We start from the raw sequence: 19,663 nt of genomic DNA, 5'->3' as shown, positions 1-19,663 counted from the left end.
GTGTCCGGCATTCGGAAAGGATGCTGGGCGACTTGGGTGCCCACCCGAGACGGCGTAGGGTCACGCGGAAACTGACAGCTGGCTCCCAGCTTGAAGTTGAATAATCCCGGCCATCAAGCACGTAAAACGAATGGGGGAATTCTTGGACGAGTTCATGAGGCGGGAGCTTTCCCGCCAGATCACGGACGTCCGCGAAGTGCCGCAGCCCGAGGACGGGCTGTTCGGTGCCGCTGTCGATCAGCTCAGAGACTTCTGCAGAACCCACCGCAGGGCACCGGAACCGACTGGCCGGCATGCCGATGAAGCCCTCCTCGGCCGCTGGCTCGAGGCCCAGAAGGGGCACGCCCAGCGCGGAACCCTCTGCGAAAAGCGCCGCTCGGTGCTCGAAGAGATCCTCGGCCACGAGTGGTCGATCGACGCCATCACGCCGAACTGACCGCGCCGCTGGGCTTTGCCTGGGAGCACGATTCTGGTCAGAGTTCATCCTTTCCCCAAATGATGGGTGGCACGATGAGGATTCAAACCGCGGCGGCTGGGCATTGAGGAGTCATGCTGGAGAAACTGCATGACATGGGAATCAAGAGCGAATACGCCTACATGGCGGGATTCGGATCAATCGGGCTCTCGGTCCTCTCCTGGACCTTCAGCCGGATCAACCCGCGGCATGACCGCGCTCAATCCGACCGGTGGGGCATCTTCGTGGGCCACTGGGCGCCGACGTTCTTTGCGATCGGCATCGCCCTGAGGCTCGAGGAGAAGAAGGTGCTCTGACGCCAGCCGTCAGGCACAGACCCCCCCCAGAGATACCGGCCGGAGGACTCCGAAGGGCCGGGGAGTCCTCCGGTCGGCCATGTCCGGCCCTCCCTCGCGGGCGCCATTTCGGCTCCTCTCCGAGCGACCTCACGCCGGCCTGAATTCCTTCTGAAAGTCTCTGGCGCCCTGCCGTCCGGCGGTCCATCCTGTACCTGTGTAGGAGCCTCTGCTCAGGGGGTGCTGTGGTGGAACCTACCGACGCGAACGGTGCAAGCCGCGAGGATCTGGCCATCGCCATGGCCGGAAACCGGAAGGTCATCGTCCGCAAGGGAAAGGCGGAGGTCCACGGCTACCTGGTGTCCGTCGGCGAAGCGCGGGCCAAGGTGCTGTGGGTCTGCGGCACGGGCCGCACCCAGCGCCGGGACGTGCCGTTGAGCGAGCTCGTGCTGCCGAGCAGTCAGAATCCGTGGCAGGGCATCGAGATCAGTGTCGCCGATCTGGTCGCGGCGACGGAGCGTCGCCGGTCCCGTTCGTACATGTCCCAGTCCCGAATGGCCGGATCCCGGTCCCCAACCGTCGAATCCCGCCCCTCGCAGCGGCCGGCCACCCGCTAGCACTCGAGCGCCGGCGAGCGCTAGCGAGCCGAGGAGCGGCTCCTCACGATCTGGACCATACGCCGGAGGCTCATCGCGACGGACGCTGTGGCGTTGACCGACACGTCCCTCGAAATGACCTCGGCGAACCCCGTGCTGAGCACGGCCAGGGCGCCCTCGGCCTCCTCCACCAGCCCATCGACGTCGTCCTCTCCCCACGCCCGCACGACCTTGGATGATGCTCGAAGCGCTACTCCGAGTTCCCGCGTCAGCTCGGGGGGAACCGTGGTCCCTGCGCGCTCCTCCCAGATGGCGCTCGCGAGGACGTCGGTGATGTCCTGGACCTGGAAGGTGAGGCGCTCGACGGCGCGGAGGTCCTTGAGGTCCTCGCCGAGGTCGCGCGGATGACGACGGCGCCGCGGGTTGGCGCGCGCGCTCACCTCGGCGCGGTGCACGGCCTGCCGGACCTCGCCGGCCGTCCGTGCGAGCTGCTCGTCCCGTTCCGCCCAGTCGCTGTGGTCCGGCGGCCAGGATTCGTCCATGGCCTCCGCCATGTCCTCGAGCTGCCGTGCGAGCGCATGGCGCTGGCGGGCGAAGGCAAGGCTTATCGCCTGGAAGTGAAGTGGTGGCAGGATGAGCCAATTGACGGCGAAGCCGATCCCGACGCCCACCGCCATCTGCAGCAGGTAGGCCAGCGAGAAGGTGTCTGCGCGCTGGCCGCCGATGACCAGAACGAACAGCCCGGCCATGGGCACCCAGTCGCTCGCGGCGCCCATGCGCGGCAGCCCGCCGACCAGGACGCCGAGGCCGACGACGGCCGCGACCGCAGCGGCGTTCGCACCCGTGAACGTGGCCACGGCGAAGGCGACGCCGATTCCGAGGCCGAGCCCGAGGAGGCTCTGAAGGCCCTTCCGTGCGGAGTCGGCAACCGTCGGATACATCGTGACGAGTGCACCGAGGGGGGCGTAGTACGGATAGTGGGCTGCGGAGCCGGGCATGAACGGGGCGACGGCCCAAGCGAGCCCCGCCGCGAGCGCGGTCTTCCCCGCGAGCTCGAGGCGGCTGCGGGCGACGGCCTTGCGCAGCCCTGAAAGGGCCGAGCTGCGCGCCTTGCTCAGGGTTTCGCGGGCTGGGTAGGTGCCGGATCGGCTGCTGGCCGCCATCTCTCAAGGGTTGCACCTGAGCGCCCCCGCGGCGCAAATCGGACACGCCGCTTCCCCCGTCCCCCGGACAGCCTGTGTGAAACGGCCGAAGGTGGGAAAGGCGGTGGAGGAGAAGGGGAGGAAGGCAAGCTCATGCCAAGCAGCAGCACGATCCCGCCGAAGGAACGGTGGTCCCCCGCCCAGCGGAAGGCACTGTTCGCGGGCGCCGGCAGTTGGACCCTCGATGCGTTCGACTACTTCGTTCTCGTCTTCGTCCTCTCGACGATGGCGAAGGAGTTCCACATCACGATCGTCACTGCGACGCTCGCGATCACCTTCACTCTGATCCTCCGCCCCGTCGGGGCTCTCATCTTCGGCCCGCTCGCAGAGCGTTTCGGCCGGAAGCCGATCCTCGTGGTGAACATCGTCGTGTTCTCGCTCATCGAGCTGGCTTCTGCGCTCTCGCCCAATTTCGAAACGTTCTTCGCGCTGCGCCTCCTGTACGGCGTCGCCATGGGCGGCATCTGGGGCGTTGCCTCGGCCCTCACCATGGAGTCCATCCCGACCCGCTCCCGTGGGTTCGTGTCCGGAGTCTTTCAGGCCGGTTACCCGCTCGGCTACCTCATCGCGTCCGTGATCTACGGGCTGCTCATCGACACCGTGGGCTGGCGCGGGATGTTCGCCATCGGCGTCGTCCCGATCCTCTTGGCCGCGTACATCTTCTTCTGGGTCGACGAATCGCCCGTGTGGACGGCGACGCGCCGCTCCGCCGCAGGCGCCCGGCCCGACGGCGGGATTCAGGGCGAGCGCAAGCCTGCATTCTGGCCAGCCGTCGCAGCGAACTGGCCGGTCCTGGTCTTCGCCGTGTTCCTCATGGCCGGCTTCAACTTCTTCAGCCACGGCACGCAGGACCTCTACCCCACGTTCCTCACGGTCCAGCAGCACTTCACCGCGGGAACCGTGAGCATCATCGCGATCTTCTACAACATCGCGGCGATCATCGGCGGCCTCATCGCCGGCACGCTCTCGGAGCGCTTCGGGCGGAAGCGGACGATCATCGTCTTTGCGCTGCTCGCCCTCCCCTGCATCCCCCTGTGGGCGTTCTCCACCGGTTCCGTGGCACTCGGGGTGGGCGCATTCCTCATCCAGTTCATGGTGCAGGGCGCGTGGGGGGTCGTCCCCGCGTACCTCAACGAGCTCGTGCCCGAGGGGACCCGCGCCGTCCTGCCCGGGTTCGTGTACCAGGTCGGCAATGTCATAGCGGCCGCGAACGCGACCATCCAAGCCCTCATCGCCCAGTCGGCCGGCGGAAACTACGCACTCGCCATGGCGGTCGTAGCCGCGATCATCGCGGTCTTCATCGCCGTGCTCATCGCCTTCGGGCCTGAGACCCGGGGCAAGGAGTTCGTGGGCTCCGGGGCGGATGCGAGGACGGCGGGTTAGGGCCCTTCTCCTCATAAGCACCTTATGATATAAGTTGCTTATGAATCGGAAGGGCAAATCGGCCGACGATCCCGTGGAGCGCTTCTCCCGGGTCATCGAGCAGCTCGTCCGCCGTTTGCGTTCGGTTGCGTCCGTCGGCGGGATCTCGCCGTCAGTGGCCTCGGCCCTCAGCCGGCTCGAAGCCGAAGGCCCGCTTCGCATCACCGAACTCGCCCGCGCCGAAGGGGTCTCCCAGCCGGCCATGACCCAGCTCGTCGGGCGAATGGAGAACGACGGCTTCGTGGAGCGCACGACTCCCCAGGGCGACCGGCGCGGCGTCCTGATCGCCCCGACTGCCCGCGGCCGGGAAGTCTTCTCCCGGCGTCGCGCGCGGCGCTCGGACTACCTGCACGAGCTCCTCGAAAGCCTCGAGCCCGCCGACCGGGCCGCGATCGAGGCTGCCCTTCCGGCACTCGAACGCCTTGTATCGGCGGCTGCACAGCAGCCTTCCCTACCCATGAGAGGAACAGCGACACGATGAGCGCGCCGCACGGCACGAAGACCAACCCGTTCAAACAGCCGAGCGCAGTATGGGCGGTGGCGTTCGCGTGCGTCATCTCGTTCATGGGCATCGGTCTCGTCGACCCCATCCTGCCTGCCCTCGCGTCGAGCCTGCACGCGACCCCGAGCGACGTCTCCCTCCTGTTCACGAGCTATCTCGTGGTGACTGCCGTCGCCATGCTCGTTGTGGGCTGGGTCTCGAGCCGCATCGGCTCCAAGCTCACCCTCATCCTGGGCCTCTTCCTCATCGTCGTCTTCGCAGGGCTGGCCGGCACGTCCGGTTCCATCGGGGGAATCGTCGGATTCCGCGCGGGCTGGGGCCTCGGCAACGCCCTGTTCATCGCGACGAGCCTCGCGGTCATCGTCGCCTCGGCCAAGGGGGGCTTCTCCGGCGCGATCATCCTCTACGAGACGGCACTCGGCATCGGCATCGCCGTCGGGCCGCTGCTCGGCGGCGAGCTCGGCAGCATCAGCTGGCGCGGCCCGTTCTACGGGGTCGCAGTGCTCATGGCGATCGCCCTCATCGCAACGCTCCTCTTCGTCCCCCAGCAGCCCCGGCCCGCGCAGAAGACGTCGCTTGCCGCCCCGCTGCTCGCGCTACGGCACCGCGGCCTCCTGATCATGGGCCTCATGGCGCTCCTGTACAACTGGGGCTTCTTCACCATGCTCGGCTACGCCCCCTACCCCATGAAGCTCGGAGCCCACGAGCTCGGCCTCGTCTTCACCGGCTGGGGTGTCCTCGTAGCCCTGTTCGCCGTCGTCTTCGCTCCGCGGCTCCAGCGGCGGTTCGGCACCGCCCCCGTGCTCTACGCCAACATGCTCGGCCTCGCCATCGTCATGGCCGTGATCGCCTTCGGGGTGGCGACGCCGTCCGTCGTCATCGTCGCGGTGATCGTGAGCGGCGCGTTCATCGGCATCAACAACACGCTCACGACCCAGGCCGTGATGCTCGTCGCCCCCGTGGACCGGTCGGTCGCGTCCTCCTCCTACGGCTTCGTCCGGTTCATCGGCGGAGGCCTCGCCCCGTTCGCCGCGGGCAAGATCGCCGAGGCCTCGAACCAGAGCATGGCGTTCCTCGTCGGGGCCCTCGCGTTCCTCCTCGCGATCCCGGTCCTCGCGGCAGGCCACCGGCTCGTCACGGCCGCCGAGCGCGACGCGCAGCCTGAGGTCGTGGCGCCCGAGGACGTCGCCGCTTCGGGCCCGGCAACTGCTGCGAGCCCTGCCACGCCCACCCTCGAGCCGCTTGGCCCGGTCCTCGAAGGTTCTCGTCCCGTCGTCGCCGCCGTGGCCTCGAACGCCGCCGCTGCCGCCGTCGTCGACCGCGCAGCAGCGCTTGCCCGGGCCGAGCATGCATCGCTCGAGATCGTCCACGTACGTGAGACCGACGTGCTCGAAGAGCTCGCGATCAGCCCGGAGAGCGGGGACGAGGCGCGCGCAGCCGTCGCCGCCCACCTCGAGCGGCTGGCGGGGAACCAGCTCGCGGAGGACCGGCTCGGAGACGGCCGACCGGTCCGGGAAGCCCTCGCGGTTCGCGGCCTCGTCCTCCACAGCGTCGGGGGGCATGCGGCAACAGCCGAAGTCCTTGCCCGGCACGCCGCGGATGTCGGGGCGCGGGCGATCGTCCTCCGCGACTCCGTGCGTGGCACGGTCGCGAAGCACCTCGAGCCGAGCCTCGGAGCGTTGTTCTCCGGGACCGGGGTCCCGGCGACGCCGCGTCCGGACATCGTGCTCGTTCCAGCGCCGGACGCCGCGCTCGAAGGCTAGGCGTCCTCGCGGTTGGGGTTCTCCAGCTGGAAGAAGTTGGACTGGCTGCCGTCGCTGCGCTGCTCTTGGTAGATGAAGTTGAGCCCACGCTCATCGAACGTCTCGAACCACTCGTCCCAGTCGATGTGCCGGAGCTTGTCGTTCTTGGCGCCGAAGTCGATCCGCAGGACGCCGAGGTGGTCCCCGTGTTCCGTGCCCTCCACGGTCGCGGGCGAGCCGTTGCGCTCCTCGGCCCACTTCCGGATCACCTCGTGATTCGTCGTGACGAGGCTGCGGCCCTCGCGCTCGGGCTTGTCCTCGGGTGAAGTGATCTCCTGCGAGTACTTGAGGGAGTCCGAGCTTTCGCTGCCCTTGCGCACGCCGCCGGCTTCCTTCTGGTCTGCCATGGCATCCTCCTTGCGTCCGAGTTGCGTTTGAGGTTTGGGGCACCGGAGCATTACCCCGGGGTGGGGGTTTCGCAATCACTCCCGCAGCCCGAGAGACAGCAGCATTGACGGAAAGAGGGAATGGATGGACACGCGCCCACGCGGAGTGCTCTTCGACGTCGACGGAACCCTCGTCGACTCGAACTACTTCCATGCACTCGCGTGGTGGGAGGCCTTCCGCCAGTTCGAGCACACCGTCCCGATGGCGGCGATCCACCGAGCGATCGGAATGGGCGGCGAGAAGCTCCTCCCCCACCTGCTGGGCGAGGACCGGGACGAGAGCCAGGACGACGAGCTCAAGGCCACCCACGGGGCGGTGTTCGGCACGTATTGGCCCTCGCTCATAGCGTTCGACGGCGCCCGATCGCTCCTGAAGCACTGCGCCGGGGAGGGACTCACCGTGGTCCTCGCGTCCTCGGCACGGGACCGAGAGCTCCACGTCCTGCGGCGGGCCCTCGACGCGGACGAGGCGATCAGTGCCGCCACGAGTTCCTCGGACGCGGAGGAGAGCAAGCCGGCCCCCGACATCCTCACGGCCGCGCTCGACGCCGGCGGCCTGCGGGCGGAGGATGCAGTCTTCGTCGGCGACTCTGTCTGGGACGTCTACGCGGCCTCGAAGCTTGGCATCCCGACGGTCGCGGTCACGTGCGGGGGGACGAGCGAGGCCGAACTCAGGGAAGCGGGCGCGGCAGAGGTCTATTCGGGTCCGGACAAGCTCCTCGAGGGCTTCGCGACGAGCCTCCTGGGACGCCTCGCTGCCTGAGTGCTGCTCGGCGGGAGCCTAGGCGCCCAGCTCAGCTGCCCAAGCTGGCTGGCTGGGCACCCAGGGCTGCCGGTGTGCCGGCGCCGCCCAAGGCGATGGGTCCGCCGACGGCACCCAGCGCCGCGAGGCGGTAGAGCGCGGCAGCGGCGTCGGCGGCGGTAAGCCGTTGGGCCGGCTCCAGGGCCGTCATCCCGACGACGAGCTCGCGCCATAGCGGGTCGACCGTCTCCGGGATCGGCGGTCCCTGCGTGAGGCGACGCACCGCGCTCTCGAGGGGTGGCCCGGGAAAGGCCAGTTCACCCGTGAGGGACTGCAGGAGGACGAGCCCGAGCGAGTAGATGTCACTCGCCGGGGTCACCACCTCGCCGCGCACCTGCTCGGGGCTCAGATAGGCGGGTGTCCCCGAGACCGCGTCCTCGAGGGTGAGGACCGATTCGGTCATGCACGCGATGCCGAAGTCCGTGAGCTTCGCGTGCGCCCTGGTCCACCGGATGGAGTCCATCCCCTTGACGGGGTCGTCGAGCAGCAGGACGTTCGCGGGTTTGACGTCGCGGTGCACCACGCCCCTGCCGTGGATGTAGTCGAGCGCCTCCGCGAGGTCGTGACCGATCTCAGCGACCCGCGTCGCCGGGAGGGGACCCTCCTTGAGCCGCGCCCGGAGGTCGGGGCCGGACACGAGCTCCATGACGAGGAAGATGCGCGGCAGGCCCTCGGGCGTCCACTCCGTGCCCGCGTCGAGGAGGGTCACCAGGCCCGGGTGTGTGAGCCGGGCGAGGAGCTTGACCTCGACGTCGCTGCGGCGCAGCTCAGCGTCGTCGGCGGCGCTCGAATGGATGAGCTTGACGGCGACCTCACGCTCGAGGAACTCGTCGAAGGCTCGGTGGACCACGGACATCGAGCCCGCCCCCACTTTTTCGAGCAGGCGGTATCTGCCGCCGAGAGCGTCAGTACCGCGTACGTGTCTAGCCACCCTTACCCGCTTTCATCGCCCAGGACGGCCGGACGGCCACACGCGGTAGTCAGGCGTCTCGTAAGTCCAATACCCTTGCAGAGTGCTGGCGAAACTGCGCTGAGGCCGCCTCTCCCGGGCGTTGGAGGACCGTCGCTAGCCGTCGGAGCGCTTTTCGAATCTGATGGTGACGGCCTTGTAGCCGGGGGTGTTGGACCCGCGGGCGACGAGGTCCTTGTGGACCAGGACGTTGGCCTCGGGGAAGTAGGCGGCGGCGCAGCCCTTGGCGGTGGGGTAGGCGACGATGCGGAAGGCTTCGGCGCGGCGCTCGTCGCCGTTGAAGACGGAGACGACGTCGACGAGCTCGCGGTCCGCGAACCCGAGCGAGGCGAGGTCTTCGGGGTTGGCCAGGACCACCTTGCGGGCGTTGCTGATGCCGCGGTAGCGGTCGTCGAGGCCGTAGACCGTGGTGTTGTACTGGTCGTGGGAGCGCAGGGTCTGCAGGATCAGGTGCCCTTCGGGAGCCTCGAGGTACTCGAGCGGGGACACCGTGAAACGGGCCTTGCCGGCCTCGGTGGCGAACGTGCGGGTGTCCCTGGGCGGGGAGGGCAGGACGAACCCGTTCCTGCCCCTGACCCGGGTGTTGTAGTCCTCGAACCCGGGGATCACCCGGGAGATGTGGTCCCGGATCACGTCGTAGTCCTCGGCCATGGCCCGCCAGTCGATCGGGTGCGCGTCGCCCAGGACGGCCTGGGCCATGCGCGCGACGATGACCGGCTCGGCGAGCAGGTGCTCGGAGACTGGGCGGAGCCGGCCCTGCGAGGCGTGCACGACGGACATCGAGTCCTCGACCGAGACGAACTGGCGCCCGGCGGGGTGCTTGTCGTCGACGTCGGTCCTGCCCAGGGTGGGCAGGATCAGGGACGTGCGCCCGTGCGCGACGTGTGAGCGGTTCGGCTTGGTGGAGACGTGCACGGTCAGCCCGGTCCGCTTCAGCCCTGCCATGGTGTGGGCGGTGTCCGAGGCGGCGGAGAGGAAGTTCCCGCCCATCGAGACGAACACGTCCACCTCCCCGGCCTCCAGGGCGTGCTGGGTCCCGACCGACTCGAACCCGTGATCGCGCGGGAACGGGAGCCCGAACTCGGCCTCGAGCGCGGCGATGAACTTCTCGGTCGGCTTCTCCCAGATCCCCATCGTGCGGTCGCCCTGGACGTTCGAGTGGCCCCGCACCGGGCACGCCCCGGCCCCGGGCGTTCCGAAGTTCCCCTGGACCAGGAGCAGGTTCACGATCTCCTTGAGCGTGTCCACCGAGTGCGGCTGCTGCGTGAGCCCCAGCGCCCAGCACACGATCGTGGCCTTCGAGGCGGCCATCATCTGGGCGACGGCCTCGATCTGCGCCCGGGACAGCCCCGTCGCGCGTTCCGTCGCCTCCCAGTCCACCGCGGCGCGGGCGGCGGCATAGGCCTCGAACCCTTCGGTCTGCGCCTCGACGAAGGCCCGGTCGACGACGGTGCCCGGGCTGCGTTCCTCAGCCGCCAGCAGCAGGTGGCCCAGGGCCTGGAACAGGGCAAGGTCCCCGCCGACCCTGATCTTCAGGAACTCGTCGGCCACCTTCGCCCCGCCGCCGACCAGGCCCGCGGCCGACTGCGGGTCCTTGAACCCCAGCAGCCCGGCCTCCGGCAGCGGGTTCACGGCGACGACCTTCCCGCCGTTCTTCCGCGCCTCCACGAGGGCCGAGAGCATCCGCGGGTGGTTCGTGCCGGGGTTCTGCCCCACCACGAGGACCAGGTCCGCGCGGTGGATGTCCTCGAGGGACACCGTGCCCTTCCCGATGCCGATCGTCGGGTTCAGCGCGGCCCCCGAGGACTCGTGGCACATGTTCGAGCAGTCCGGGAGGTTGTTCGTCCCCAGCGAGCGGGCGAAGAGCTGGTACAGGAACGCGGTCTCGTTCGCCGTCCGCCCCGAGGTGTAGAACACGCACCTCTCAGGAGTCGTGGCCCTGATGTGATCGGCGATCAGGGCGAACGCGTCCGGCCAGGAGATCGGGCTGTAATGCGTCTCCCCCGGCCGGATCACGACCGGCTCGGTGATCCGGCCCTGCGACCCGAGCCAGAACTCGCTCCTGCCCCCGAGCTCCGCGACCGGATGCGCCGCCCAGAACTCCGGGCCCACGGTCCGGAGCGTGGACTCCTCCGCGATCGCCTTCGCCCCGTTCTCGCAGAACTCCGCCGGCTTGCGCCTGTCGGTGATCGACTCCGGCCACGCACACCCCGGGCAGTCGAACCCGTCCCGCTGGTTCACCCGCAGCATCGAACGCACCGTCCGAGCCACACCGGCCTGGGCGAGGCCACGCCCGAGCGCGACCCTCACCGCCTTCACCCCCGCCGCATCGGTCTTCGGGGCATGAACCTCGAGGGCACCCTCATCGATATCCCCAACAACCGGCTTCTGCGCAAACACAAGCCCATCCTTCCATGCTGAACTAGAGCCGCCTCCTGCCAGTCGCGCGTCTCGCGGCGTCGGAGGTCCGGTGCGGAGGACCTCAGCACTCGATGACGTTCACGGCGAGCCCGCCACGCGAGGTCTCCTTGTATTTGACCTTCATGTCCGCCCCGGTCTCGCGCATGGTCTTGATCGCCTTGTCGAGGGAGACCTTGTGGCTGCCGTCGCCCCGCATCGCGATCCGGGCAGCGTTGATGGCCTTGTTGCTGGCCACAGCATTGCGCTCGATGCAGGGGATTTGCACAAGCCCGCCCACCGGATCGCAGGTGAGCCCGAGGTTGTGCTCGATGCCGATCTCGGCGGCGTTCTCAACCTGCTCCGGACTCCCGCCCATCACTTCGCACAGGCCGCCGGCGGCCATCGCGCAGGCGGAGCCGACCTCGCCCTGGCACCCCACCTCCGCGCCCGAGATCGAGGCGTTCTCCTTGAACAGGATCCCCACCGCTGCGGCGGTGAGCAGGAAGCGCACGACGCCGTCGTCGTCGGCCCCCGGGACGAACTTCTCGTAGTAGTGCAGGACAGCGGGAACGATTCCGGCCGCACCGTTCGTGGGCGCGGTGACGATCCGTCCCCCCGAAGCGTTCTCCTCGTTCACTGCGAGCGCGAAGAGATTGACCCAGTCCATCGCACGGATGGGATCGGTCTGGTCGTCGGCGGCCTCGAGGTCCGCGAGCAGCTTCGGCGCTCGACGCGGAACCTTCAGGCCCCCGGGGAGGAGCTTCTCCGTGCGGGTGCAGCCGTTGCGCACACATTCCTTCATCACAGCCCAGATGTGGAGGAGCTCCGCGCGAAGCTCCTCCTCCGTGCGCCAGGCGAGCTCGTTCGCGAGCATGATGTCGCTGACCCTCATGGCCTCGCGGCGGCAATGTGCGAGCAGCTCGGCGCCGGTCGTGAAGGGGTACGGCAGCGGGGTCGAGTCCTCGACGATCCGGTCCGAGCCGACAGCGTCCTCGTCGACGACGAAGCCCCCGCCGACGGAGTAGAAGGTCGCCTCCCGCAGAAGGGAGCCCCCGCCGTCGTACGCCCTGAAGACCATCCCGTTCGGGTGGGCGGGGAGCGACCGACGTCGGTGCATCACGACCTCATCCCCGCGGGAGAACGGAATGTACCGCTCTCCCGCGAGCAGCAGCTTGCCCTCGGCGGTGGCCTGGGCGACCCGCGCGTCGGCCGTGTCGGTGTCCACGGTCTCCGGCCGTTCGCCCTGAAGGCCCAGGATCACGGCCTTGTCCGAGCCGTGGCCGTGCCCAGTCGCGCCGAGCGAGCCGAACAGCTCCGCCCGGACCCGTTCGACGTCGCCCATGAGGCCACCCGAACGGAGCCCGTCGAGGAAGATTGCCGCGGCCCGCATCGGCCCCACGGTGTGCGACGACGAGGGTCCGATGCCGACCGAGAACATGTCGAGTGCGCTCAGTGCCATGAAAGAGCTCCTTCCGTGCTCATCGGAGCACCACCGTGCGGTTTCCGTTGAGGATGACCCGGCCCTCGCAGTGCCACCGGACCGCGTTGCTGAGGGCCTTGCACTCCGCATCGCGGCCGACGGCGACGAGGTCCTCGGGCGAGTGGGTGTGATCGACCTCGATGACCTGCTGGGCGATGATCGGGCCCTCGTCGAGCTCGGCGTTGACGTAGTGGGCCGTGGCGCCGACCGTCTTGACGCCGCGTTCCCATGCCTGGTGGTACGGCTTCGCGCCCTTGAACGACGGCAGGAACGAGTGGTGGATGTTGATCACCCGGCCCGTCATCCGCGTGGCGAGGGCGTCGCTGAGCACCTGCATGTAGCGTGCGAGCACGACGAGCTCCACCGCGTACCCGTCGACGAGGGAGAGGAGCTTGGCCTCCGCCTCCTGCTTTGCGCCCGGCGTCACGGGGATGTGGTGGTACGGGATGCCGTGCCACTCCACGAGTCCCCGGTGGTCCTCGTGGTTCGACACGACCGCCACGATATCGACGGGAAGCTCGCCGATCCGCGACCGGAAGAGCAGGTCGTTGAGGCAGTGGCCGAACTTGGAGACCATGAGCAGGACGCGGGTCTTCTCCCCGGCCGGGCGGAGGCGCCACGTCATGCCGAACTGCTCCGCCACCGGACCGAAGTCGGCTTCGAGCGGCCCGGGTGCTTCGAAGTGGACTCTCATGTAGAAGTGCCCGCCCCGGCGGTCGCCGTACTGCTTGATGTCGAGGATGTCGCACCGATGCTCCGCGAGGAACCCCGAGACGGCGTACACGATCCCGAGCCGCTCAGCGCAGTCGAGCGTCAGGACGTACTCACGGGGCGGCATGGAATTCCCGCATCGCGTCGAGCAGCCAACGCCCCAGGTAGTCCGCGAACGAGGCCCTCGGGAAGATCTCCCACGAGTCGCTGCCGGTCTTCCAGAGGAGGATCGGCACCGGGCCCAGCTGGGTGGCGTACGCCGAGCCGACCGCGAACGCGCGGGGGTGCAGGCCGAGCGGACAGCCCTTTTCGAGGACGTCGCGCGCCGCCGTGCCTTTCAGCTCGAATGTAGTGCGGTTCGCTGAGAGGTCGACGACGGAGCCCGGGTCGCCGCCGAGGGCCTCGACGAGGTGGGCGGTCGCGTGCGCCGGGTCGGCTGAGGAGACGGCGAGGAACTCGTCGGGACCCAGCCACAGGACCGAGCTGTCCGCGCCCTGGGCGACCTCGCCACAGCGAGCCGGGAGCGCCGTGCCGAGCCGTTCCTCGACGCGGCGCGCTGCGTCCGTGCCCGGCGCGACACGGAGGCCGACCATGGTCTGGAACGGGACCTCGCGCAGGGCCACGCTGTACGGGCCCGCCACCTCAGCCGCCGCGAATTCGGCGGCGAGGTGGGCTGCAGGGCTGCGGCGCAGCTCGGTGATAGGGGCGATGAGGGTCTGCTCAGCCATCTCGGCGCTTCCCTTCCGGGTCGTAGAGGACGGTATCGCCGACGACGACGTCGACGAGCTGGTTGCCCACGGGGGCGACGAGGGTCTGGCCGATGCGGTTCCGGCCGTTCTTGATCAGGGCCAGGGCGAAGGACCGCCCGAGCGCCGCGGAGTGGTAGCTCGACGTCACGTGGCCGAGCATCGGCACGGGGCCGTAGGCGGGATTCACACTGATCCCCGCCTCGACGAGCTGGGTTCCCTCGGGAAGCCGGAACGTCGGGTCGACGGGCAGGAGCGAGACGAGGTGCTTGCGGTCGGTACGGACGGCGTCGGCCCGCGAGTAGGACCGCTTGCCGATGAAGTCCTTCGCCTTCGAGACGATCCACTCCATGCCGGCGTCCTGCGGGGTCACCGTCCCGTCGGTATCCTGGCCGACGATCGGGTAGCCCTTCTCGGCACGGAGGACGTGCATTGTCTCGGTGCCGTACGGGGTGATCCCGAACTCGGCCCCGGCCTCGTAGATGTCCTCCCAGACCTGCTGCCCGTACCAGCCCGAGACGTTGACCTCGAAGGCCAGCTCGCCCGAGAACGAGATGCGGCACACGCGGGCCGGGATCCCCGAGGCCAGCCTCGTCTCGCGGAAGGCCATGAACGGGAAGGCCTCGTTGTCGACGTCGAGCTCCGGGGCGAGCTTGGCGATGACCGCTCGGGACTTCGGGCCGACGACGGCGACCGTCGTCCACTGCTCGGTGACGGACGTGAAGTTCACGTCGAGCCCAGGCCACTCGGTCTGGTGCCACTCCTCGAGCCAGTCGAGGACGCGCGCGGCGCCGCCCGTCGTCGTCGTCATGAAATAGCGGTTGTCGTCGATGCGCAGGGTGACCCCGTCGTCGAAGATCATCCCGTCCGGGGTGCACATGACCCCGTAGCGGGCCGAGCCCCGCGCGAGCTTCTTGAAGGCGTTCGTGTAGACGCGGTTGAGGAACTCGCCGGCGTCCCTGCCCCAGATTTCGATTTTGCCGAGGGTCGTCGCATCCATCATGCCCACCGAGGTGCGGACGGCCGCGCACTCCCGGAGCACGGCGTCGTCCATCGACTCGCCTGGCTCCGGGTAGAACCACGGCCGCAGCCACTGGCCCACGATCTCGAACTCGGCGCCGTGCTCGACGTGCCACTGGTGGATGGAGGTGAGGCGTGCGGGGTCGAAGAGCTCGCCCCGCTCGCGCCCCGCAAGGGCAGCGAACGCGACCGGAGCGTAAGGGGCGCGGTAGGTCGTGGTGCCGACCTCGCCTGGGGTCGATCCGTTGTTGAGCGCGGCCGCGATCACACCGATCGCGTTGACCCCGGACGTCTTGCCCTGGTCGTTCGCGGTGCTGATCGAGGTGTACCGCTTCACGTGCTCGACGCTCCGCATGCCCGCGCCGGTCGCACGGAGGACGTCCTTGACGGTCTGGTCGCGCTGGAGGTCCACGAAGTGCTCGTCGAGCCCGTCGAGGCTGCCGTCCTCGGCGCGCACGACCCAGAGCGGGCGGGTCTTCCCGCTCACGTGCAGGGCTGTGCCCGCGACGGCGATCGCGTGCTCCCCGCCCTCGTTGACGAAGCCCGCGTTGAACGCGGCGACCGCACCGGCAGTGGTGCCCTCGGCAAGACAGTCCTCGAGGACGAAGCTGCCACGCGCCGAGCCCACGATCTGCTGCCCCTCGACGGCGCCCGACGGCACGAACGCGACGAGGTCGTCGTCCCAGCGGATCTTGCCCTGGCGTTGGCTGTGCAGGTGCACCACCGGGCTCCAGCCGCCTGAGACGGCGACGAGGTCGCAGGGGATGACCTGTTGGCTGCTGCCTTCTCCGCTACGCGGTGTGCCGTCGTCGTCAATCGCCTGGACCGTCGCAGAGGCGACGCGCGCGGTCCCCCCGGCGCCTGCCGCTGTGTCTACAACAGCCGTGCCGGGAAGGACGACGACGCCGGCGGCCTGCGCTGCCTTGGCTGCGGGGGAGAGCTCGGGCCGGGCGTCCGCGACGGCGGCGACCTGGAGACCCGCCGCGGCGAGCTCGGCGACCAGCGGGTACACGCTGTCGTTCGTCGTCGCGACGACGGCGCGAGACCCGGCGGCGACCCCGTAGCGGTTCAGGTAGGTGCGGACCGCCGCGGCGAGCATGACCCCGGGGCGGTCGTTGTTGCGGAAGACGAGCGGCCGCTCGTGGGCGCCCGTCGCGAGGACGACCTGCCGGGCGCGGATGTGCCAGAGGCGCTGCCTCGAGACGCCTGCGAGCTCGGGGCCTGTGGCCTTGGCACCCAAGTGGTCGGTGCGATTTTCGAGCGCGATGACGTAATTGGAGTCGTAGCTGCCGAAGGCATTCGTGCGGGTCAGCACGGTCGCCTCGGGCGCGGCGTCGAGCTCCTGCCGGATGGCGGCGACCCATTCGAGGGCGGGCCGGCCCGCGATCTCCGCCCGCGGGTCCGCGAGGAGCGAGCCGCCCAGCTCGGGCTGGTCGTCGATGAGGACGACGCGGGCACCCGTGGCTGCGGCCTCGCGGGCGGCAGCCAGGCCCGCGGACCCCCCGCCGACGACGAGGACGTCAGCGTGGACGTGCTTCTTGTCGTAGACCGAGGTGTCCTCGGCGGGGTCGAGCTGGCCGAGGCCGGAGAGGTACTGGGCCTCGATCCCCTCCACGAGCTCGACGGTCGTGGCGGGGAGCATCGACTCGGTGGTCGAGTGGCCGGGACGGCTCACCTTCACGAGTGCGTTGGGCTCCTCGACACCCGCGGCGACGATACCCCGGGGCCGGTCGAGGTAGAGGGACGGCGCGGTCTCGACGACGCCTGCGGCCAGCAGCGCAGAAGCGAGGGTGTCGCCCGGGTGGCCCGTGTAGGTGCGGCCGTCGACGGTGAACTCGAGCTCCGTCGACCGGTCGACGCGGCCGCCCTCGCGTAGGCGGAACGGTTGGCGGCTCATTTGGCTCCTCCTGCGATTTTCTCGCCCGTCTTCTCGCCCGAGACGAGGGAAGGCTGGGTCTCGCCCATGCGGTAGACCGCGGCGATGCGGTAGGTGGTGGTGTCGCGGATGGCGTTGAACCACTTCCGGCAGCCGCCGGAATGGACCCAGCGCTCGGCGAAGAGGCCCTTCGGGTTCTCGCGGTAGAAGAGGTAGCGGCCCCACTCCTCGTCGGTGAGGGCGTAGGGGTCCTCGGGGTAGGCGACGTGGGCCTGGCCTCCGTAGTGGAACTCGGTCTCGTCGCGAGGCCCGCAGTTCGGGCAGCTGATGAGGATCATGGCTGGCTTCCTTGGTGCTCGGTGGGAGCGTAGGTGAGTGGCACTTTGCTAGTGGGCGACGGCGGCCGCGCCGTGCTCGTCGATGAGGGCCCCCGTGACGAACCTGTCGAGGGCGAAAGGGGCGTTGAGCGGGTGCGGCTCGTCGGTGGCGACGGTGTGCGCCATCGTCCAGCCCGCCCCGGGAGTGCCCTTGAAGCCGCCCGTGCCCCAACCGCAGTTCACGTAGAGGTTCTCGATCGGTGACTTGCCGACGATCGGCGAGGCGTCGAGCGTGACGTCGACGATGCCGCCCCAGGTCCGGAGGAGGTGGGCGCGGGCGAAGATCGGGAAGAGCTCGACGGCGGCGGCCATCTGCTCCTCGATCACGTGGAACGCGCCGCGCTGGCCGTAGCCGTTGTAGGAGTCGATGCCAGCACCCATGACCAGCTCGCCCTTGTGCGCCTGCGAGACGTACACGTGGACGTGGTTCGACATCACGACAGTCGGGTGCACGATCTCGTGGAGCTCCGAGACGAGCGCCTGGAGCGGGTGCGACTGGATCGGGAGGTCGAAGCCCGCGAGCTTCGCGAGAACGCTCGAGTGGCCCGCCGCGCAGAGGGCGACCTTGCCGGTCGCGATCGTTCCCCGGTTCGTCTCGACGCCGACGACGCGGTTGCCGTCCTTGACGAAGCCGGTGACCTCGCAGTTCTGGATGAGGTCCACGCCGAGCTCATCGGCCTTGCGCGCGAAGGCCCAGGCGACGTGGTCATGCTTGGCGATGCCAGCGCGAGGCTGGAACGTTCCGCCGAGGACGGGGTAGCGGATCCTGTCACTCGTGTTGAGGATCGGGCAGACTTCCTTGACCTGGTCGACGTCGAGCCATTCGGCGTCGACTCCGTTGAGCTTGTTGGCACTCACGCGGCGGACCGACTCGCGCACGTCCTGCAGCGTGTGCGCGAGGTTGAGCACGCCGCGCTGGCTGAACAGGAAGTCGTACTCGAGTTCCTCGGGGAGCTCCTCCCAGAGCTTGAGCGAGTGCTCGTAGATCGCGGCCGACTCGTCCCAGAGGTAGTTGGAGCGGATGATCGTTGTGTTGCGGGCCATGTTCCCGCCCGCGAGCCACCCACGCTCGAGCACCGCGATGTTGGCCATCCCGTGGTTCTTCGCGAGGTAGTAGGCCGTCGCGAGCCCGTGGCCGCCGCCGCCTACGATCACCGCGTCGTAGGACGGCTTGGGGTCGGGATTGCGCCAGAGGAAGTCTGGGTGTTCCGGCAGGAGGTCCGCCATCACTGGGCTCCGTTCAACGTCAGTTCGGGGTTCGAGCCCGTCAGGATCGGGGTGAGGTTCGGGTAGAGGGGGTGCTTCTCGGCGAGGGCCGCGACCCGGCCCCGGAGGGCCCCCGCGAGTTCCTCGTTGAATTCCGCCTTGAGCGCCGTGGCGATGATGTCCGCGACCTCGCGGAACTCGGCCTCGCCGAATCCGCGCGTTGCGAGCGCGGGCGTCCCGACCCGCAGCCCCGAGGACACCATCGGTGGCCGAGGGTCGAACGGGACCGCATTGCGGTTCACCGTGATCCCGATCCGGTGGAGGCGGTCTTCGCCCTGCTGTCCGTCGAGCTCGGAGTTCCGCAGGTCGACGAGCACGAGGTGCACGTCGGTGCCGCCGTTAACGACGGAGATGCCGGCAGCAGCGACGTCCTCCTCGAGGAGGCGCTCGGCGATGATTCGCGCGCCGAGGAGCGTGCGTTCCTGGCGCTCCCGGAAGGCTGGCTCGGCCGCGAGCTTGAAGGCGACGGCCTTGGCGGCAATCACATGCTCGAGCGGGCCGCCCTGCTGGCCGGGGAAGACGGAGGAGTTGACCTTCTTCGCGATGTCCGCCCGGTTGGTGAGGATCACCCCGCCGCGCGGTCCGCCCAGGGTCTTGTGTGTCGTCGTCGTCACGATGTCAGCGTGAGGCACGGGGTTGGGGTGGAGCCCGGTCGCGACGAGGCCCGCGAAATGGGCCATGTCCACCATGAGATATGCGCCGACGAGGTCGGCGATCCGGCGGAACTCGGCGAAATCGAGCTGACGTGAGTACGCGGACCAGCCAGCCACGATGAGCTTGGGCTGGTGCTCGAGCGCCAGCCGCTCGACCTCGGCCATGTCGATCAGGAAGTCCTTCGGGCTCACCTCGTACGGGACGACCTTGTAGAGGCGGCCTGAGAAGTTGATCTTCATGCCGTGGGTGAGGTGGCCGCCGTGGGCGAGCGAGAGGCCGAGGATCGTGTCGCCCGGCTCGAGCAGCGCGGACATGGCGGCCGCGTTCGCCTGCGCGCCCGAGTGAGGCTGGACGTTCGCGAACCCGGCGCCGAAAAGCGTCTTCACGCGGTCTATCGCGAGCTGCTCGATCACGTCGACGTGCTCGCATCCGCCGTAGTACCGCCTGCCCGGGTACCCCTCTGCGTACTTGTTCGTCAGCACCGAGCCCTGGGCCTCCATGACCGCCGTCGGAGCGAAGTTCTCCGACGCGATCATCTCGAGCGTGCCCTGCTGGCGCTTCAGCTCCCCGTCGATCGCGGCCGCGACCTCGGGGTCCGCGTCGGCGAGTGGAGTGGTTAGGACGGTCACCATTGCGTCCTCCTCTGCTGTGTCATAGAGACTTTCAACAACTGGTATGAGACTGATATATCAAAGTCTGTG

18 protein-coding genes are annotated in these 19,663 nt (G+C 69.0%); 7 read left to right on the top strand and 11 right to left on the bottom strand.

Features of this window, described 5'->3' with window-relative positions; all coding sequences use genetic code 11:
* Positions 1–130: 130 nt before the first annotated feature.
* From E6A21_RS10285 to E6A21_RS10275, 3 genes are all read left to right on the top strand, one after another.
* Positions 131–436, top strand: a complete 306-nt coding sequence (locus tag E6A21_RS10285) for a helicase associated domain-containing protein (RefSeq protein WP_138444043.1) — start codon at positions 131–133, stop codon at positions 434–436.
* 134 nt (positions 437–570) lie between these two features.
* A complete protein-coding gene (locus tag E6A21_RS10280; protein WP_246036349.1) occupies positions 571–771 on the top strand; it encodes a hypothetical protein in 201 nt (66 codons plus the stop codon).
* 227 nt (positions 772–998) lie between these two features.
* A complete protein-coding gene (locus tag E6A21_RS10275; RefSeq protein WP_212745909.1) occupies positions 999–1,367 on the top strand; it encodes a hypothetical protein in 369 nt (122 codons plus the stop codon).
* A gap of 20 nt (positions 1,368–1,387) precedes the next feature.
* Here the strand turns inward: E6A21_RS10275 and E6A21_RS10270 are convergent, their stop codons facing one another.
* Positions 1,388–2,509, bottom strand: a complete 1,122-nt coding sequence (locus E6A21_RS10270; protein ID WP_138444040.1) for an FUSC family protein — start codon at positions 2,507–2,509, stop codon at positions 1,388–1,390.
* 132 nt (positions 2,510–2,641) lie between these two features.
* Between E6A21_RS10270 and E6A21_RS10265 the strand changes: the two genes are divergently transcribed.
* The 3 genes from E6A21_RS10265 to E6A21_RS10255 are packed head-to-tail and all read left to right on the top strand — an operon-like array spanning position 2,642 to position 6,235.
* Complete coding sequence (locus E6A21_RS10265) at positions 2,642–3,931, top strand: MFS transporter (RefSeq protein ID WP_138444039.1); 1,290 nt, start codon at positions 2,642–2,644, stop codon at positions 3,929–3,931.
* A gap of 40 nt (positions 3,932–3,971) precedes the next feature.
* Positions 3,972–4,451, top strand: coding sequence for a MarR family winged helix-turn-helix transcriptional regulator (locus E6A21_RS10260; protein WP_138444038.1), 480 nt, complete (start codon positions 3,972–3,974; stop codon positions 4,449–4,451).
* Positions 4,448–6,235 carry an MFS transporter gene (locus E6A21_RS10255; RefSeq protein WP_138444037.1) on the top strand — a complete coding sequence of 596 codons (1,788 nt, stop codon included), beginning with the start codon at positions 4,448–4,450 and terminating at the stop codon, positions 6,233–6,235. Before E6A21_RS10260 ends, E6A21_RS10255 begins: the two co-directional genes overlap by 4 nt.
* Here the strand turns inward: E6A21_RS10255 and E6A21_RS10250 are convergent.
* Positions 6,232–6,621 carry a hypothetical protein gene (locus E6A21_RS10250; RefSeq protein ID WP_212745908.1) on the bottom strand — a complete coding sequence of 130 codons (390 nt, stop codon included), beginning with the start codon at positions 6,619–6,621 and terminating at the stop codon, positions 6,232–6,234. The two genes, E6A21_RS10255 and E6A21_RS10250, sit on opposite strands and share 4 nt — an antisense overlap.
* 124 nt (positions 6,622–6,745) lie before the next feature.
* On the opposite strand from E6A21_RS10250, the gene E6A21_RS10245 reads away from it, so the two are divergent.
* Positions 6,746–7,423 (top strand): HAD family hydrolase, encoded by a 678-nt coding sequence (locus tag E6A21_RS10245; protein WP_138444036.1) that lies wholly within the window; start codon positions 6,746–6,748, stop codon positions 7,421–7,423.
* 31 nt (positions 7,424–7,454) lie between these two features.
* On the opposite strand, the gene E6A21_RS10240 is transcribed toward E6A21_RS10245, so the two are convergent.
* The 9 genes from E6A21_RS10240 to glyA form a co-directional block, all read right to left on the bottom strand.
* Positions 7,455–8,393 carry a serine/threonine-protein kinase gene (locus tag E6A21_RS10240; RefSeq protein ID WP_281281574.1) on the bottom strand — a complete coding sequence of 313 codons (939 nt, stop codon included), beginning with the start codon at positions 8,391–8,393 and terminating at the stop codon, positions 7,455–7,457.
* 135 nt (positions 8,394–8,528) lie between these two features.
* Positions 8,529–10,832, bottom strand: a complete 2,304-nt coding sequence (locus E6A21_RS10235; RefSeq protein WP_138444034.1) for an FdhF/YdeP family oxidoreductase — start codon at positions 10,830–10,832, stop codon at positions 8,529–8,531.
* 82 nt (positions 10,833–10,914) lie between these two features.
* Entirely contained in the window at positions 10,915–12,291 is a 1,377-nt protein-coding gene (locus E6A21_RS10230; RefSeq protein WP_138444033.1) for an L-serine ammonia-lyase, read from the bottom strand.
* Between the two features lie 19 nt (positions 12,292–12,310).
* A complete protein-coding gene (purU, locus tag E6A21_RS10225; RefSeq protein ID WP_138444032.1) occupies positions 12,311–13,150 on the bottom strand; it encodes a formyltetrahydrofolate deformylase in 840 nt (279 codons plus the stop codon).
* Positions 13,137–13,751 carry a sarcosine oxidase subunit gamma gene (locus tag E6A21_RS10220; protein WP_138444031.1) on the bottom strand — a complete coding sequence of 205 codons (615 nt, stop codon included), beginning with the start codon at positions 13,749–13,751 and terminating at the stop codon, positions 13,137–13,139. Before E6A21_RS10220 ends, purU begins: the two co-directional genes overlap by 14 nt.
* A complete protein-coding gene (locus E6A21_RS10215) occupies positions 13,744–16,686 on the bottom strand; it encodes a 2Fe-2S iron-sulfur cluster-binding protein (protein WP_138444030.1) in 2,943 nt (980 codons plus the stop codon). Before E6A21_RS10215 ends, E6A21_RS10220 begins: the two co-directional genes overlap by 8 nt.
* Complete coding sequence (locus E6A21_RS10210; RefSeq protein WP_138444029.1) at positions 16,683–17,003, bottom strand: sarcosine oxidase subunit delta; 321 nt, start codon at positions 17,001–17,003, stop codon at positions 16,683–16,685. Before E6A21_RS10210 ends, E6A21_RS10215 begins: the two co-directional genes overlap by 4 nt.
* Before the next feature lie 48 nt (positions 17,004–17,051).
* On the bottom strand, positions 17,052–18,269 hold the full coding sequence (locus E6A21_RS10205) for a sarcosine oxidase subunit beta family protein (RefSeq protein ID WP_138444028.1): 1,218 nt from the start codon (positions 18,267–18,269) through the stop codon (positions 17,052–17,054).
* Positions 18,269–19,594 (bottom strand): serine hydroxymethyltransferase, encoded by a 1,326-nt coding sequence (gene glyA, locus E6A21_RS10200; RefSeq protein WP_138444027.1) that lies wholly within the window; start codon positions 19,592–19,594, stop codon positions 18,269–18,271. The genes E6A21_RS10205 and glyA overlap by 1 nt, the downstream gene beginning before the upstream one ends.
* Positions 19,595–19,663 lie beyond the last annotated feature (69 nt).

The sequence above is a fragment of the Sinomonas susongensis genome (assembly GCF_005877005.1).
In the GTDB taxonomy this organism is placed as follows: Bacteria; Actinomycetota; Actinomycetes; order Actinomycetales; family Micrococcaceae; genus Sinomonas; species Sinomonas susongensis.
This window is presented reverse-complemented; position numbering and strand designations above follow the sequence as displayed.

Bases quoted from the DNA above. Each gene is read 5' to 3' on its own strand.
- E6A21_RS10285 (WP_138444043.1), top strand. From the start codon at position 131: ATGGGGGAATTCTTGGACGAGTTCATGAGGCGGGAGCTTTCCCGCCAG.
- E6A21_RS10280 (WP_246036349.1), top strand. From the start codon at position 571: ATGGGAATCAAGAGCGAATACGCCTACATGGCGGGATTCGGATCAATC.
- E6A21_RS10270 (WP_138444040.1), bottom strand. From the start codon at position 2,509: ATGGCGGCCAGCAGCCGATCCGGCACCTACCCAGCCCGCGAAACCCTG.
- E6A21_RS10265 (WP_138444039.1), top strand. From the start codon at position 2,642: ATGCCAAGCAGCAGCACGATCCCGCCGAAGGAACGGTGGTCCCCCGCC.
- E6A21_RS10260 (WP_138444038.1), top strand. From the start codon at position 3,972: ATGAATCGGAAGGGCAAATCGGCCGACGATCCCGTGGAGCGCTTCTCC.
- E6A21_RS10255 (WP_138444037.1), top strand. From the start codon at position 4,448: ATGAGCGCGCCGCACGGCACGAAGACCAACCCGTTCAAACAGCCGAGC.
- E6A21_RS10250 (WP_212745908.1), bottom strand. From the start codon at position 6,621: ATGGCAGACCAGAAGGAAGCCGGCGGCGTGCGCAAGGGCAGCGAAAGC.
- E6A21_RS10245 (WP_138444036.1), top strand. From the start codon at position 6,746: ATGGACACGCGCCCACGCGGAGTGCTCTTCGACGTCGACGGAACCCTC.
- E6A21_RS10230 (WP_138444033.1), bottom strand. From the start codon at position 12,291: ATGGCACTGAGCGCACTCGACATGTTCTCGGTCGGCATCGGACCCTCG.
- purU (WP_138444032.1), bottom strand. From the start codon at position 13,150: ATGCCGCCCCGTGAGTACGTCCTGACGCTCGACTGCGCTGAGCGGCTC.
- E6A21_RS10220 (WP_138444031.1), bottom strand. From the start codon at position 13,751: ATGGCTGAGCAGACCCTCATCGCCCCTATCACCGAGCTGCGCCGCAGC.
- E6A21_RS10215 (WP_138444030.1), bottom strand. From the start codon at position 16,686: ATGAGCCGCCAACCGTTCCGCCTACGCGAGGGCGGCCGCGTCGACCGG.
- E6A21_RS10210 (WP_138444029.1), bottom strand. From the start codon at position 17,003: ATGATCCTCATCAGCTGCCCGAACTGCGGGCCTCGCGACGAGACCGAG.
- E6A21_RS10205 (WP_138444028.1), bottom strand. From the start codon at position 18,269: ATGGCGGACCTCCTGCCGGAACACCCAGACTTCCTCTGGCGCAATCCC.
- glyA (WP_138444027.1), bottom strand. From the start codon at position 19,594: ATGGTGACCGTCCTAACCACTCCACTCGCCGACGCGGACCCCGAGGTC.